This window comes from Stenotrophomonas sp. GW821-FHT02D01 (assembly GCF_059421765.1).
On sequence record NZ_JBWKVP010000001.1, the window covers coordinates 422,859 to 438,733 of the forward strand.

Below are 15,875 nucleotides of genomic sequence, written 5' to 3' on the forward strand. Positions count from 1 at the left end.
GACCTGCGCATCCTCGCAACCGTAGGCGTGCACTGCAAATGAAAAATGTTTCATGCGTTTTTCGCTGGATCGCAGCGCGCTGTCTTCTATATTCGGCGCCGAACGCTCCCCCCGCGCGTGGAACCTGCTGCCGATGACCCTTCCGTACTTCTCCCTGCCTGCCGCGGGCTGGCGCCGGCCGCTGCTGGTGCTTGCCCTGGCTACCCTGCTGGCCGGCTGCGGCAAGGACGCACCCAGACCAGGCAAGGCGACGCCGGAAGTGACCGTGCTGACGCTGCAGAACCAGACGCTGGCGCTGGAGCAGGAACTGCCGGGACGCACCATTGCCTCGCAGGAATCGGATGTACGCCCGCAGGTGGACGGGGTGCTGGTGAAGCGCCTGTTCGAGCAGGGGCAGCTGGTGAAGGCCGGGCAGCCTCTGTTCCAGATCGAGCCGGCGCTGTACCAGGCCGCCCTGAACGAGGCGCAGGCCAACCTGAAGACCGCCGAAGCGGCCGCCGTGACCGCTCGCCTGCGGGCGCAGCGGATGCAGGCGCTGGGCAAGGACCAGCTGGCCGCGCGCCAGGACGTGGACGATGCCATCGCCAGTGGCCAGCAGGCGGCTGCGGCGGTGCAGGCTGCGCAGGCAGCGCGCGATACCGCCAGTACGCGGCTGGGCTTTGCCACGGTCACCGCACCGATTGCCGGTCGCATCGGTCGCGCGCTGTTCACCCCGGGTGCCCTGGTGACATCCGCCCAGGCCGATCCGCTGGCGCGGATCCAGCAGGTCGACCCGATGAACGTGGACATCACCCAGTCCAGCAACGAGTACCTGGCGCTGCGTCGCGCCATTGCCGAGGGGGGCGTGCAGGCCAACAGCGCGCCGGTGCGGCTGCGCCTGTCCGATGGCACCGACTACCCGCTGCCGGGCACGCTGGAATTTGCCGACATCGATGTGCAGCAGGAGACCGGCAGCATCACCCTGCGCGCGCAGTTCCCCAACCCCGAGGGACAGCTGTTGCCGGGCATGTACGTGCGCGCGCAGGTGGGCCAGGGCACGCAGCAGCAGGCGCTGCTGATACCGCAGTCGGCGGTGGACCGCAGTGCCAAGGGCGAGGCGCAGGCGTGGCTGGTCGACAAGGAGGGCAAGGCGCGACTGCGCACCTTCCGCACTGCCCGCGCGGTGGGCAACCAGTGGCTGGTGCTTGATGGCATCAGCGCTGGCGAGCGGGTGGTGGTGGCGGGGGCGCAGGGCCTTGCCGACGGCATGCCGGTGCGGATGAAGCCCGCGTCCGTGGCTGCGCCGGCCGGAAAGGACTGAGCGCATGCTGCCGCGCTTCTTCATCCACCGCCCCGTATTCGCCTGGGTACTGGCGATCTGCATCATGGCGTTCGGCACGATTGCGGTGACTCAGCTGCCGGTCGAGCAGTATCCGGACATCGCACCACCTCAGGTCAACATCACCGCCAACTACACCGGCGCATCTGCACAGACGGTGGAAGACAGCGTCACCCAGGTGATCGAACAGCAGATCAAGGGCATCGACCACCTGCTGTATTTTTCGTCCACCAGTTCTTCTTCGGGACAGGCGCGCATCACGGTCACCTTCGACCAGAGCGCCAACCCCGATATCGCCCAGGTACAGGTGCAGAACAGCGTCAACCAGGCCATCAACCGCCTGCCGCAGGAAGTGCAGCAGCAGGGCGTGACCGTGGCCAAGTCGCAGGGCGACTCGCTGATGGTGGTTTCGCTGTACGACACCAGCCGGCGCATGGAGCGGGTGGACGTTTCCGATTTCCTGGTCAGCAACGTGCAGGATCCGATCAGCCGCATCGCCGGCGTCGGCGAGATCAATGTGTTCGGTTCGGCCTATGCGATGCGGGTGTGGCTGGATCCGCACAAGCTGCGTGCCTACGACCTGATGCCGTCGGATGTGCGCAGCGCGATCCAGGCACAGAACACCCAGGTCACTGCCGGCGAGCTGGGGGCGTTGCCGTCCAGTGCGACGCAGAGCCTCAATGCCACCGTCACCGCGCAGTCGCGCCTGCAGACTCCGGAACAGTTCCGCGCGATCATCCTGCGCACGCTGCCCAGCGGCGCGGTGGTGCACCTGGGCGACGTGGCGCGGGTCGAGATCGGCGCGGAGAATTACCAGACCAGCAGCTTCCTCAACGGCTATCCGGCCGCCGGTTTCTCGGTGACCCTGGCCTCCGGCGCCAACGCGCTGGCCACTGCCGATGCAGTACGCGCGGAGCTTGAGCGGCTGCGGCCTACGTTCCCGCCCGGGCTACAGGTGGCCTATCCACGCGACAGCACGCCGTTCGTACGGGTCTCCATCGAAGGGGTCATCCACACCCTGATCGAGGCGATCGTACTGGTCGTGGTGGTGATGTTCCTGTTCCTGCAGAACCTGCGCGCCACCCTGATTCCTGCGATCACGGTGCCGGTGGTGCTGCTGGGTACCTTCGGCGTCCTCGCGGTGGCCGGTTTCACCATCAACACCCTGACGCTGTTTGCGATGGTGCTGGCCATCGGCCTGCTGGTCGATGACGCGATCGTGGTGGTGGAGAACGTGGAACGCATCATCCACGAAGAGCATCTGCCGCCACGCGAGGCAACCGAGAAGTCGATGGGCGAGATCACCGGTGCGCTGATCGGCATCACCGTGGTGCTCGGTGCGGTGTTCCTGCCGATGGCGCTGTTCGGCGGTTCCACCGGCATCATCTACCGGCAGTTCTCGATCACGATTGCATCGGCCATGGCGTTGTCGGCGCTGGTTGCGCTGACCCTGACACCGGCGCTGTGCGCGACGCTGCTCAAGCCCTCGTCGGCGCAGAAGCCACCGGGGCGCTTCTTCGCCGCGTTCAACCGTGGCGTCGAACGCAGCCAGTCGGCCTACCAGGGCAAGCTCGGTGGCGTGGTGTCACGTCCGCGGCGCTGGATGGCGTTCTACCTGTTGCTGGTGATCGCCATGATCGCCTTGTACGCGCGCATGCCCACCGGCTTCCTGCCGGTGGAGGACCAGGGCCAGGTGACCTTCCAGTTCTCCACGCCGGAAGGCACGCCGATGGCGCGCACCGAAGCGCTGGGCGAGCAGATCAGTCGCTATTTCATGGAGCACGAGAAGCAGAACCTGGACGTGGTGTTCGTGGTAGTCGGTCGCAACAACGCCGGTACCGGTCAGAATGCGGGGCAAGGCTTCCTGGCACTCAAGCCCTGGGACGAGCGCAAGGGCGACAACACCGCAGCGGCGATCATCGCGCGCGCCAATGCCTATTTCCGCAAGCTGCCCGATGCCAAGGTCAACGTGCTCGCGCCCCCGGCAGTGCGTGGCCTGGGGCAGTCCAGCGGTTTCGAACTGTGGCTGCAGGACACCAGCGCGGCCGGACGCGTGGCGATGCAGGCCGCGCAGGAGCAGGTGGTGCGCGCAGCCGGCGAAGACGACGGGCTGACCTCTGTGCGCTTGAACGGGCTGGGCGACAAGGCCGAGCTGCGGCTGGACATCGACCACGCCCAGGCCAGCGCGCTGGGCCTGGCACAGGCCGACATCAATTCCACGCTGTCTGCCGCCTGGGGTGGAAGCTACATCAATGATTTCCTGGATCGCGGCCGGGTCAAGCGTGTCTACATGCAGGGCGACCAGCCTTACCGCAGCGTGCCCGACGACATCGGCCAGTGGTACGTGCGCGGTAGCAACGGCCAGATGGCCTCGTTCGCCAGCTTTGCCAGCAGCCACTGGGCGCGTGGGCCGCAGCTTCAGCAGCGTTTCAACGGCCTGCCGGCGATGCAGATCCAGGGCAGCGCGGCCGAAGGGCGCAGCTCGGGTGAAGCGATGCAGCGCATGCAGGCGCTGGTGGCCGATCAACCCGGGTTCGATCTGCAATGGAGCGGGCTGTCCTATCAGGAACAACTGGCCAGCAACCAGACGCTGTACCTGTACGCCGCTTCGATTGCCTTCATCTTCCTGTGCCTGGCCGCGCTCTACGAGAGCTGGACGGTGCCGGTGGCGGTGGTGCTGGTGATTCCGCTGGGCGTGATCGGTACGGTTCTGGCGACCACGGCTGCGGGCTTCGTCAATGACATCTACTTCCAAGTCGGATTGCTGACCACGATTGGATTGTCGGCAAAGAACGCGATCCTGATCGTGGAGTTCGCCGAAGCACGCTACCGCGCCGGCAGTTCAGCGGTGGAAGCGGCACTACAGGGCGCGCGCCTGCGCCTGCGGCCGATCGTGATGACCTCGCTGGCCTTCGTGGCAGGCGTCATCCCGCTGGCGTTGGCCACCGGCGCCGGCGCGGTCAGCCGGCGTGAAATCGGCATGAGCGTGATCGGCGGCATGCTCTCCGGAACGGTGCTGGCGGTGGTGCTGGTGCCGCTGTTCTTCGTGCTGGTACGGCGGGTGGGCAGGGCGCGGCCGGTGCACTGAGGAGGCCAGGGCCGTCGGTTGTCATCGGCCTGCCGCAACGCCATCACCCGGTCTTGGCCCGGGCATCGGTAGGGTTGATCGTCCCCGTCCCCCACGGAGACCTACCATGTGGTTGCTTGACCGACTCTGGCCCTCACGCCCTGCGCTGCCCGCCGTGACGCTGCCGCCTGCAGCGGACCTGCCCGCGCGTCGAACGCCGTTGAAGCGTCCGTTGCGCGTCGGCCGGGCCAGCATGGCACCGTGGCAGAAGATCGCGCCGCCGCCCCGGCGCAGCCGCCACTAACCGGTGCGATCAGAGGGGTGGTTCACCCCGTCGCTGACCGGAACGGTTCCCAGCGCGAACGGATCGATGCCTTCCAGGCAGGCCACGTTGTAGCCGTACTGGTCCGGGTTGGAGCGGCGGCGGTGGTGCGTGTAGATGCCACAGACGTCGCAGAAGTAGTGCTCGGCCACGTGCGTGTTGAACTGGTACAGGCGCAGATGGGCCTGCCCACGCACGATATGCAGCCCGTCTTCGGCCACGCTGGCGGCGATGGCGCCGCGGCGCCGGCACATCGAACAGTCGCAGCGGCGCGGGTCGACGATGCCCTCGGGCAGGTCCAGCAGCAGCTCGACGGTGCCGCAATGACAGCTGGCCCGGTGCTGCGCCTGCACGGCGACGCCGGCCACGGTGGTAATGCCCATCCTCGCTCCCTGTACACCTTGGTGGACGCCAGTATGCGCCCGCCGGCGCCAGCCTGAACCGTCGTAGATGTCGCCGTGAGGCGGCTTGTGGCTAACTATGCCGCCCCGGGACCCCGACAGGATGCCAGTGAAAGCCGCAGGACGATGGATGACAGGATGTGTGATGGTGCTGCTGGCGCTGTGGGTGGCCGGTCTGCTGACCTACCAGATGCCCGGGCCAGGCTGGCTGGGCCTGACCGCGGCGATGCTGTGGCTGCTGGCCGCCGCCTGGGCGGCCTGGCAGGTGGCGCGCGGCCGTGGCACGCGCCGGCTGTGGGCGGCCTTTGCCGGCGCTCTGGCGCTGGCGGGGCTGTGGTGGCTGCTGCTGACCCCACGCCAGGACCGCGACTGGGCCGATGACGTGGCGCAGCGCCTGCACGTGGAATCCTTCGACGGCCGCCACGTGGTGCTGGACAACGTGCGCGATTTCACCTGGCGCACCGAGACCGACTACGACGCGCGCTGGGTGCGCCGCAGCTACGACCTGGACCAGTTGCGTTCGGCCGACCTGGTGCTGTCGTACTGGATGGGCCCGGCGATCGCCCACACCCTGGTCTCGTTCGGATTCGAGGACGGGCGCCATCTGGTGTTCTCGCTGGAAATCCGCAAGGAGCGTGGTGAATCGTTCTCGGCACTGGGCGGCTTCTTCCGCAAGTTCGAGATGACGCTGGTCGCGTCCGAAGAAACCGACATCATCCGCACGCGCACCAACGCGCGCGGCGAGGATGTCTACCTGTACCGCCTGCACGGCATGGACCGCAACCAGCTCAAGACCCTGTTTGCTGCCTACATCGACCAGGCACGCCAGCTTGATGCCACGCCCGGCTTCTACAACACGCTGACCAGCAACTGCACCACGATTGTCTTCGACCTGGCGCGGCATATCGCCCCGCGCCTGCCGATGGACTACCGGTTGCTGGCCTCGGGCTACCTGGCCGAGTACGCGCAGGAGGTGGGCGCGCTCACGCCTGGCGTGCCGTACGCCGAGCTGCATGCCAAGGGCCGCATCACCGAGCGCGCGCTGAAGATGGCACCCGACGATGATTTCTCCACCGTGATCCGCCAGGGCATCCCTGGCACCGAGCAGGACCTGCAGCAATGACCCCGATGATCCTGTTCCGCTGGCAGCGTGCGCTGCCGGCGTTGTTGGCTGCTTTCCTGCTGCTGGGCGGCAGCGGCTGCGCGATGGTCACCGTCAAGCAGGTGGCGTCCAGCGATTACCTGGTCAACAAGCGCGCCGATGTGCTCAACACCGGCAAGCTCAGCCCCGCCTCGCGCGAGACGCTGAGTGCGGCCGGGCTGGACGAATCGCAGTGCGAGAAGGACTTCCTGGTCTGCCGCAGCACGCTGTTGATGACCGATGACCTCAACGTCGAGCAGCGATTGTCGACGCTGTCCGAGCTGTGGGTGAAGGCCGCTCTGGCATTGACGCCGAAGAAGCAGGCGGCCAACGAACCGCCGATGAGCGATGCGGCGCTGGATGCGTGGCTGGAGGCGGCGCGCTATGGCTATGCCTATCTTTTCTACAGCGGGCGCTCGCCCTCCGATCGCGCGTTCGAGGATCGGCAGACGCAGGTGCGCGATTACTACAACTATGCTGCCGAGAAGGCCGCCGTGGTGTTGTTCGCGCGTGCCCGTGCCGCAGCATTGGCCGGCGAGGACTACACCAAGCCGGTGTCGGCGGGCAGCTGGACGCTGGCTTCCGATTTCCAGCGCCTTTCATTGAAGAGCATCCCCAAGCAGCTGGTGCCGGCCGGTACCGTCAGCTTCGTCGGCATGCGCAGCACCTATCGCCGCGATGGTTTCGGCGCCGAGCTGGTGATGGTGATGGACCCGCCGAAGCTGGTGGTGCCTGCCGTCGCCGCGGAAGGGGCCAAGGCCGAAACGGCACAGGCGGAGGCCACCAAGGACGAGCAGGAGGAGGGCGTCCGCCGCGGACGCCGCCACCAGCACGATGATTCGGTGCCCGAGTACAGCGAGATGTCCTCGATCAACGTCACGGCATTGCTGCGTTTTGAAGGCAACACGCTGGAAGACGTGATGCGCACCCGCCAGGTGCTGCTGGATGGCTACTCGCCCGAGGCCACCGAGCGCATCACCCTGCATGGCGAAGAGGTGCCGCTGGCGGGCAACTTCACCGCAGCCTACGGCCTGTGGCTGGCGCAGAGCGGGTTCGCCACGCAGTCGCTGCGTACCCTGTTCGGCATGAGCGAGGGCATCGGCGAGCCGCACATCTACCTGATGCAGCCGTGGGACCCGAACCGCCGCATCATCTTCATGCTGCATGGCCTGGGCAGCAGCCCGGAAGCGTGGGTGAACCTGGCCAACGAGATCATGGGTGACCCCGAACTGCGCCAGCAGTTCCAGGTGTGGCAGGTGTACTACCCGACCAATGCGCCGATCGCGCTCAACCGCTACGAGATCGCCAACGCGTTCAACGACACGTTGCAGCATTTCGACCCCAACGGCAGCACGCGCGCCTCAAAGGACATGGTCTACATCGGCCACAGCATGGGCGGCGTGCTGGCGCGGCTGCTGGTCAGCGACTCGGGGGACGTGCTGTGGAACGATCTGCTGGCCAACTACGACCTGAAGGGCGAACGCCTGAAGAGGGTACAGTCCAAGCTGGGTCCGCTGCTGCACTTCAAGGCTGAGCCGAACGTGGAGCGTGCGATCTTCATCGCGGCTCCGCACCAGGGCACGGACATCGCCGGCAACAAGGTCGGTCGCCTGATCGGCCGCCTGGTCCGCCTGCCGCTGACCATCCTCGGCAAGTTCGAGGATGTGTTCCTGGCACTGGCGCAGGCCGAGCAGCAGGCGGACGGCACGGCCAAGCCGAAGATTCCCAACAGCATCGACAACCTCAAGGCCAGCGACCCGTTCGTGAAAGCCGCTGCGCAGCTGCCGATCACGCCGGGCCTGAAGTACCACTCGATCATCGCCCAGCGCAAACCGGAACTGCCTGTGGAAAAGTCCGACGATGGGCTGGTGCCGTACTGGAGTTCGCACCTGCCGGGCGCGCTGTCGGAGAAGGTGATCATCTCTGGCCACAGCGTGCAGGAGACGCCGCAGGCGGTTCTGGAAGTGCGCCGCATCCTGCACCAGGACATCGATGAAGTGGGTACGGTGGCGAGGCCATAACGGGACACCGCGGTAGTGCCGGCCGTTGGCCGGCAACGTCCGTTATCCGGGGCGTCTACACGCGCCGTGCGATCACCGTGGCGAACACCGCCAGGCCCAAGGTGATGGCCAGGCACAGTACGTAACCGGTATGCGGGGCGCTTTCCACGAACAGTGCGAACAGCGCGCCGGATACCGCCAGTGCGGTGGTCACCGACAATGCTTCGCTCAACTGCAGGGCCGAGGTGTTCGCGCCCTGCTCGTGCGGCGGCGACAACGACAACGTCAGTACCGACAGGCTGGCGTAGATCATGCCCATGCCGAAGCCGGTCAGCGTCCAGCCGACCAGTGCGACCGGCAGTGGCACCGCAGTGAACAGCACCGCCAGCGTCGCGGCGATGCCCACGGTCATCAGCGGCGTGCCCACGCGCAGCAGCTGCTGCCGCGACCAGCCACGCTGCTGGTGACCCTGCAACCACGAGCCGGTGAACCAGCCCAGTGCACCCAGGCTCAACACTGCACCGGCCCAACTGGGTGACAGCCCACGCTCGCGCTGCAGCAGCAGGGGCAGGTAGGCCTCGCAGGCGAAGAACGCGGCAGCGGCCACACCACGCAATGCGATCACGCTGGGCAGGCCGCGGCGCAGGCGCAGGGTGCCGGTGGGCAACAGGCGATGCACGCAGAACAGCAGCGCCACCATCGCCACGCCGATGCACAGCAGTGCCGGTACGCCCTGTTGTTGCCCGCCCAGATACAGCAGCAGGGCAGCCAGGGAGGCGCCGCTGGCCCAGCGCACGATGTTGCCGCGGCCATCATAGGCAACATCCGTGGCTGCAGCCTGCATGCGCGCCAGTGCCGGTCGCAGCAGCAGGCCGGCCGGTATCGCCAGCAGCGGCACCGCCAGGAACACCCAGCGCCAGCCAAGATGCTGCACGATCACACCGCTCAGCGCCGGGCCGATCATCGACGGCACCACCCAGCCGGCAGAGAACGCGGCGAAGACCTTCGGCCGCAGATGCTCGGGATAGGTCCGGCCGACCATCACATACAGCGACACCGAAATGGCGCCTGCGCCCAGGCCCTGCAGCAGGCGTCCGGCCACCAGCATGCCCATGCGCAGGGCGAAGCCCGCCAGCAGCAGGCCCAGCACGAAGCAGGCCAGGCCCCACCATAGCGGGCGTGCGGGGCCGTGGCGGTCGGCCCAGCGGCCGGCCAGGGTCATGCCGATCACGCTGGTGGCCAAGGTGCCGCCGAAGGCCAACGCATACAAGCGCAGGCCGTCCAGGGCCTCGGCCACGGTCGGCATTGCTGCGGCCACCGCCAGTGCCTCGAAGGCATGCAGGGAGACCAGGGCGACCATGCCCAGGGTGGTGGCGCGGTAGCGCGCGGACAGGATGGAGGAATCGACCGGATCGGCCGTGGCAGCGGGGGAGGGCATCGGGTTCCTGCGGGGGCGGACGGGCCGCGCTTGTCATCTGGCGGCGATGGTAGCAGCATGCCACCTCAACCAAAGTTGAGGTCAATCGATGCTGGCACAGGACATGAGCGTCGGCGATGTCGCCCGTCGCAGCGGCGTGGCCGTCTCTGCGCTGCATTTCTACGAGCGCAAGGGATTGATCAGCAGCCTGCGCACGTCCGGCAACCAGCGCCGCTACGCCCGCGACGTACTGCGCCGGCTGGCGGTGATCCGCGTGGCGCAACGCGTGGGCATGCCGCTGGAAGCGGTGGCACGTGCGTTCGAGAGCCTGCCGCAGGGGCGGGCGCCGACCAAGGCCGACTGGGCCAAGCTGTCGGCACGCTGGCAGGTGGAGCTGGAGGAACGCATCCACATGCTGCAGCTGCTGCGCGACGAGCTGACCGGCTGCATCGGCTGCGGTTGCCTGTCACTGAAGCGCTGCCGCCTGGCCAACCCGGATGACGTGCTCGGCGAGCGCGGCGACGGCCCGATGCGCTGGGGCTGACCGTGCTGGTGGGTGCCGACCCTGGTCGGCACGCTCGTTACCAGACGGTGATGGTTTCGCCGCTCTGGATGCCTTCCACCGCGCGCTGGAAGGCCAGCGCCGCGCGTTGTGCGGTTACCGCTTCAAAGCCGGGGAAGTAGGGGCCGTAGGCTTCCATCGATTCCACCAGCACGTTCGGGCTGACCACGTTGATGCGCAGCCCGCGCGGCAGCAGTTCCAGCGCCGCCGCCCGCACGAAACCTTCCAGTGCATGGTTGACGGCGGTGGCGTTGGCACCATCGCGGATCGGCTGCGCGCTGACGATGCCACTTGTCAGGGTGATCGAACCGCCAGCGTTGAGATGGTGTTGCGCGGCCAGTGCAAGACGCACCTGGCCGAGCAGTTTGTCCTGCAGGCCGACGTTGAACTGTTCGGGTGTCATCTGCTGCAACGGGCCGAAATGCAGCTTGCCGGTGGTGGAGATCACCGCATCGACCGGGCCGGTCTGCGCGAACAGCTCGCGCACGCTGGCGTCGTCGGTGAGGTCCACGCGCAGGCTGCCGCTGCGGCGGCCGGCAGCGAGGATGTCGTGCTGTTGGCCCAGGTGGCGGGCGACCGCCTGGCCGAGGGTGCCGCTGGCGCCGACGAGAAGGATCTTCATGACAGTTCCTTGCGAGAGGGGATGGACGAAGTCTGCGCCGTTGTTGGCTGGTTTGGTAAGGGGCGTATTATTCGCACATTCCTAACCATGGGTTTGCAATGGATACCTTGCGCTGCATGCAGGCCTTCGTCGCCGTGGCCGAGCACGGTAGTTTTTCCGCAGCCGCCAGCCACCTGCAGGTCTCGGCGGTGATGGTCGGCAAGTACATCCAGCAGCTGGAAGCGCACCTGGGCACCGCGCTGCTGCAGCGGAACACCCGTCGCCAACGCCTGACCGAAGCCGGCACTGCCTATCTGGCCGGTTGCCGGCAGGTGCTGGAACAGGTGCAGCAGGCCGAGGCGGACGTGGCCGGGCTGCAGGTGCAGCCACGTGGGCTGTTGCGGGTCAGTGCGCCGACCACCTGGGGCAGCTGCGTGCTGGCTCCCGTGTTGAGCGAGCTGCTGCGGGCACAGCCACTGCTGAACATCGAGCTGGACCTGAGCAATCGCCGCATCGACCTGATCGAGGATGGCTTCGATGCAGCGATACGCGTTGGTCCGCTGCCATCGCAGGAACTGGTGGCGCGGCCGCTGCCGCCGTATGCGATGAGTCTGTGTGCATCACCGTCGTACCTGCGCCGCCGCGGTACGCCGCGCACGCCTGCCGATCTTGAAGGACATGATTGCCTGAGCCACCTGGCCTGGCGCGGCGGTCACGGTTGGCAGCTGGCCAATGGCGAACAGGTCGATTGGGAAGCGCGGTTGACCAGCAATGACGGTTACGCGCTCCGCGAAGCAGCCGTGGCGGGCGCGGGCCTGGTGCTGCAGCCGACCGCGCTGCTTGCCGGCGAAATCGCAGCGGGACGATTGAAGCCACTGCTGCGCGACCATCTGCCCGAGCCACGGCCGATGCACCTGATCTACCTGCCCGACCGTCGCCCCCGACCGCGGCTGCAGTGTTTCGTTGATTTCGTCATGGCCAGGCTGGGCACGTAGATCCACGCCATGCGTGGATGACGGTGGGTGCCGACCGTTGGTCGGCACACCTGTTTCAATCATTGGCCGCAGACAGTTCCTGCCCACGCACCTGCGCGGCACGCAGTGCCTTTTCCACCAACGCTTCAAACCCGCCGGCCTGGAAGCTCTCGATCGCCGCCTGGGTGGTGCCGTTGGGGGAGGTCACCCGGCGCCGCAGTTCGGCTGGGCTTTCACCGGCTTCGTCCAGCATGCGCGAGGCACCCAGCAGTGTCTGCACCACCAGCGTGCGCGCCGCTTCTGCAGGCAGGCCTTGTGCGATGCCGGCCGCTTCCATTGCTTCGGCCAGCAGGAACACATAGGCCGGGCCACTGCCGGATACGGCGGTGACCGAATCCATCTGCACTTCGTCATCGATCCACACCGTGCGTCCCGCGCTGGCCAGCACGCGTTCGGCCTGCGCATGCTGCTGCGCATCCACCGCTGGCGTGGCATACAGGCCGGTGACCCCGGCACCGAGCAGGGCCGGGGTGTTGGGCATCGCGCGCACCACCGGCAGCGTGCCACCCAACCAGCGCTGCAGCCGCGGGCTGGTGATGCCGGCGGCGATCGAGATCACCAACGGCTCCTGTGCCTGCGCCAACACCTGCAGTGACTGGCAGACCTCGCGCAGCACCTGCGGTTTCACCGCCAGCAGCCACGTGTTGCCCTGCGCCGCCGCAGCGGCCGCGTTGTCGTGGGTCTGCACGCCGAAATCGGCAGCCAGTTTTTCGCGCAGTTCGGCCACTGGCTCGGCCACGTGGATGTGGGTGGCCGGCACGCCCTGCCGGATCAGGCCGGCAATCAGGCTGCGTGCCATGTTGCCGCCGCCGATGAAGGTTATGGAATCAGCTGCCATGGGAATCTCCTTGGAATCAGGCCGGGCGCGGACGCGCGCCGAACAGGGCGGTACCGATGCGCACCAGGGTGGCACCTTCGGCGATCGCTTCAGCGTAGTCGCTGCTCATGCCCATCGACAGGGTGTCCACCTGGGCATGAGCGGCAGCCAGCGCCTCGAAAAGTGTGCGCATGCGCACGAACGCGTCGCGCCGGCGCTCGGTGTCGGGCCACGGCGCAGGAATCGCCATCAGGCCGCGCAGGCACAGGTTCGGCTCGGCGGCGATGGTTGCCGCCAGCGCGTCCACGTCGTCCGGCGCGCAGCCGTGCTTGCTCGACTCGTCATCGATGTTGACCTGGATGAGTACGTTCAGCGGGCCGCGTTCAGCGGGGCGGTAGCGGGCCAGCACGGCGACCAGCTTGGGCCGGTCCACGCTCTGCACCCAGTCGAAGTGCGTGGCCACCGGTTCGGCCTTGTTCGACTGCAGGTGGCCGATCAGGTGCCATTCCAGGCCCAGCGGCTGCAGTTCCTGCATCTTGGCCAGCGCTTCCTGCACGTAGTTTTCGCCGAACGCGGTCTGGCCCTGCGCGGCAAGCGCAGCCACGGCCTCGGCCGGCTGGGTCTTGGACACCGCCAGCAGGCGCGGCGGTGGCCGCCCGGCGGCAGCGGCGGCGTTGTGCAGGTTGCTCAGGATCTGGGGCAGGGGAGTGGCCACGTAACGCGTTCCGTTCAATCAGGAGGCTATACTGCCGCCCGGGGAAAGATCCTTCCAGTCGAAGCCGTTATTGGGGAGTAGCCGCTCATGGATATCGCCGAGCTGTTGGCGTTTTCCGTAAAGAACAAAGCGTCCGACCTGCATCTGTCCGCAGGCCTGCCGCCGATGATCCGCGTGGACGGTGATGTTCGCCGGATCAACATTCCAGCCCTGGACCACAAGCAGGTCCACGCGCTGGTGTACGACATCATGTCCGACAAGCAGCGCCGCGATTACGAGGAATTCCTCGAAGTCGATTTCTCCTTCGAGATCCCGTCGCTGGCGCGCTTCCGTGTCAACGCGTTCAACCAGAACCGTGGCGCCGGTGCGGTGTTCCGTACCATTCCGTCCGAAGTGCTGACCCTGGAAGACCTGGCCTGCCCGCCGCTGTTCCGCGAGGTGATCCAGCAGCCGCAGGGCCTGATCCTGGTGACCGGCCCGACCGGTTCGGGCAAGTCGACCACGCTGGCGGCGATGATCGACTACATCAACAAGAACGAATACGGCCATATCCTCACCGTCGAGGATCCGATCGAATTCGTGCACACCTCGCAGAAGTGCCTGATCAACCAGCGCGAAGTGCACCGCGATACGCACGGCTTCAATGAAGCGCTGCGTTCGGCACTGCGTGAGGACCCGGACATCATCCTGGTCGGCGAACTGCGTGACCTGGAAACCATCCGCCTGGCGCTGACCGCCGCGGAAACCGGCCACCTGGTGTTCGGCACCCTGCACACCAGTTCGGCGGCCAAGACCATCGACCGCATCATCGACGTGTTCCCGGCCGGCGAGAAGCCGATGGTGCGCTCGATGCTGTCCGAATCGCTGCGCGCGGTCATTTCGCAGGCGCTGCTGAAGAAGGTCGGCGGCGGTCGTACCGCTGCGTGGGAAATCATGGTGGGCACCCCGGCCATCCGCAACCTGATCCGCGAGGACAAGGTGGCGCAGATGTATTCGGCCATCCAGACCGGCCAGCAGTACGGCATGATGACCCTGGACCAGCACCTGCAGGACCTGGTCAAGCGCAGCCTGATCACCCGCAACCAGGCCCGCGAATACGCCAAGGACAAGCGTCTGTTCGAGTAAGGCGAGGCAATGGCGGGGCAGGGCGCGCGAAGACGTCGCCGGCCCCGCGCTGTTTCCTCCACCGACCGATTCCTGGTACATGCCCCATTGGGAGCCCGCCGTGAACACCACCGCGACCACCATCGATTTCACCTCGTTCCTCAAGCTGATGGCGCACCAGCGCGCCTCGGACCTGTTCATCACTGCCGGCATGCCGCCGGCGATCAAGGTCAACGGCAAGATCTCGCCGATCACCCAGACGCCACTGACGCCGCAGCAGAGCCGCGACCTGGTGCTGAACGTGATGACGCCGGCGCAGCGCGAGGAATTCGAAAAGACCCACGAATGCAACTTCGCCATCGGCCTGTCCGGCGTCGGCCGCTTCCGCGTGAGCTGCTTCTACCAGCGCAACCAGGTCGGTATGGTGCTGCGTCGCATCGAGACGCGCATCCCGACCGTGGAAGAGTTGAGCCTGCCGCCGATCATCAAGACGCTGGCGATGACCAAGCGCGGCATCATCCTGTTCGTCGGCGCGACCGGTACCGGTAAATCAACCTCGCTGGCAGCGATGATCGGTTACCGCAACCAGAATTCGACCGGGCACATCATCACCATCGAAGATCCGATCGAATTCGTGCACAAGCACGAGGGCTGCATCATCACCCAGCGCGAAGTCGGCATCGATACCGACAGCTGGGAAGCCGCGCTGAAGAACACCCTGCGCCAGGCGCCGGATGTGATCATGATCGGCGAAGTGCGTACCCGCGAGGGCATGGACCACGCCATCGCCTTCGCTGAAACCGGTCACCTGGTGCTGTGCACGCTGCACGCCAACAACGCCAACCAGGCGATGGACCGCATCGTTAACTTCTTCCCGGAAGATCGCCGCAACCAGCTGTTGATGGATCTGTCGTTGAACCTCAAGGGCGTGGTCGCGCAGCAGTTGATTCCTTCGCCGGATGGCCGCTCGCGCAAGGTCGCGATGGAGATCCTGCTGGGCACGCCGCTGGTGCAGGACTACATCCGCGACGGCGAGATCCACAAGCTGAAGGAGCTGATGAAGGAATCGGTCCAGCTGGGCATGAAGACCTTCGACCAGAGCCTGTTCGAGCTGTACCAGGCCGGTGAGATCAGCTACGAGGACGCACTGCGCTACGCCGACTCGCAGAACGAAGTGCGCCTGCGCATCAAGCTCAGCCAGGGCGGCGATGCCCGCACCCTGTCGCAGGGGCTGGATGGCGTGGAGATTTCAGAGGTCCGGTAACGAAGGTGCCGCTGCCGGCGGCAGTGCGATGGATGGCAGGACGGCATTCATGAGATCCAGTCATGACCGACTGCCATCCAGGTCGTTCAATCCGCTGCCCCTGCAGGCGTAT

General features: G+C 66.7%; 13 protein-coding genes. 8 read left to right on the forward strand and 5 right to left on the reverse strand.

The window, feature by feature from the left end:
* Positions 1-133 precede the first annotated feature (133 nt).
* Both AC07UW_RS01965 and AC07UW_RS01970 read left to right on the forward strand, forming a co-directional pair.
* Entirely contained in the window at positions 134-1,300 is a 1,167-nt protein-coding gene (locus AC07UW_RS01965) for an efflux RND transporter periplasmic adaptor subunit (protein WP_495211522.1), read from the forward strand.
* Positions 1,301-1,304: 4 nt separating this feature from the next.
* Positions 1,305-4,406, forward strand: coding sequence for an efflux RND transporter permease subunit (locus AC07UW_RS01970; RefSeq protein ID WP_495211298.1), 3,102 nt, complete (start codon positions 1,305-1,307; stop codon positions 4,404-4,406).
* 279 nt (positions 4,407-4,685) lie between these two features.
* On the opposite strand, the gene AC07UW_RS01975 is transcribed toward AC07UW_RS01970, so the two are convergent.
* Entirely contained in the window at positions 4,686-5,090 is a 405-nt protein-coding gene (locus AC07UW_RS01975; protein ID WP_025874047.1) for a GFA family protein, read from the reverse strand.
* 163 nt (positions 5,091-5,253) lie between these two features.
* Between AC07UW_RS01975 and AC07UW_RS01980 the strand changes: the two genes are divergently transcribed.
* Positions 5,254-6,231 carry an Lnb N-terminal periplasmic domain-containing protein gene (locus AC07UW_RS01980; protein ID WP_495211523.1) on the forward strand — a complete coding sequence of 326 codons (978 nt, stop codon included), beginning with the start codon at positions 5,254-5,256 and terminating at the stop codon, positions 6,229-6,231.
* Complete coding sequence (locus AC07UW_RS01985) at positions 6,228-8,270, forward strand: esterase/lipase family protein (protein WP_495211299.1); 2,043 nt, start codon at positions 6,228-6,230, stop codon at positions 8,268-8,270. The genes AC07UW_RS01980 and AC07UW_RS01985 overlap by 4 nt, the downstream gene beginning before the upstream one ends.
* Positions 8,271-8,325: 55 nt before the next feature.
* Here AC07UW_RS01985 and AC07UW_RS01990 read toward each other — a convergent pair whose 3' ends face one another.
* On the reverse strand, positions 8,326-9,687 hold the full coding sequence (locus AC07UW_RS01990; protein ID WP_495211300.1) for an MFS transporter: 1,362 nt from the start codon (positions 9,685-9,687) through the stop codon (positions 8,326-8,328).
* A gap of 88 nt (positions 9,688-9,775) precedes the next feature.
* On the opposite strand from AC07UW_RS01990, the gene soxR reads away from it, so the two are divergent.
* Entirely contained in the window at positions 9,776-10,210 is a 435-nt protein-coding gene (gene soxR, locus AC07UW_RS01995) for a redox-sensitive transcriptional activator SoxR (protein ID WP_032951587.1), read from the forward strand.
* Positions 10,211-10,247: 37 nt separating this feature from the next.
* Here the strand turns inward: soxR and AC07UW_RS02000 are convergent, their stop codons facing one another.
* A complete protein-coding gene (locus AC07UW_RS02000; RefSeq protein ID WP_165376438.1) occupies positions 10,248-10,850 on the reverse strand; it encodes a short chain dehydrogenase in 603 nt (200 codons plus the stop codon).
* A gap of 98 nt (positions 10,851-10,948) precedes the next feature.
* Between AC07UW_RS02000 and AC07UW_RS02005 the strand changes: the two genes are divergently transcribed.
* Positions 10,949-11,824: a LysR family transcriptional regulator gene (locus tag AC07UW_RS02005; protein ID WP_313250240.1), complete on the forward strand. Its 876-nt coding sequence runs from the start codon at positions 10,949-10,951 to the stop codon at positions 11,822-11,824.
* Positions 11,825-11,879: 55 nt separating this feature from the next.
* Here AC07UW_RS02005 and proC read toward each other — a convergent pair whose 3' ends face one another.
* Positions 11,880-12,701 (reverse strand): pyrroline-5-carboxylate reductase, encoded by an 822-nt coding sequence (gene proC, locus AC07UW_RS02010; protein ID WP_495211301.1) that lies wholly within the window; start codon positions 12,699-12,701, stop codon positions 11,880-11,882.
* A gap of 16 nt (positions 12,702-12,717) precedes the next feature.
* Positions 12,718-13,395: a YggS family pyridoxal phosphate-dependent enzyme gene (locus AC07UW_RS02015; protein ID WP_495211302.1), complete on the reverse strand. Its 678-nt coding sequence runs from the start codon at positions 13,393-13,395 to the stop codon at positions 12,718-12,720.
* A gap of 87 nt (positions 13,396-13,482) precedes the next feature.
* On the opposite strand from AC07UW_RS02015, the gene AC07UW_RS02020 reads away from it, so the two are divergent.
* Entirely contained in the window at positions 13,483-14,520 is a 1,038-nt protein-coding gene (locus tag AC07UW_RS02020; protein ID WP_004147099.1) for a type IV pilus twitching motility protein PilT, read from the forward strand.
* Between the two features lie 79 nt (positions 14,521-14,599).
* A complete protein-coding gene (locus tag AC07UW_RS02025; RefSeq protein ID WP_049467229.1) occupies positions 14,600-15,763 on the forward strand; it encodes a PilT/PilU family type 4a pilus ATPase in 1,164 nt (387 codons plus the stop codon).
* The last annotated feature ends 112 nt before the right edge of the window (positions 15,764-15,875 follow it).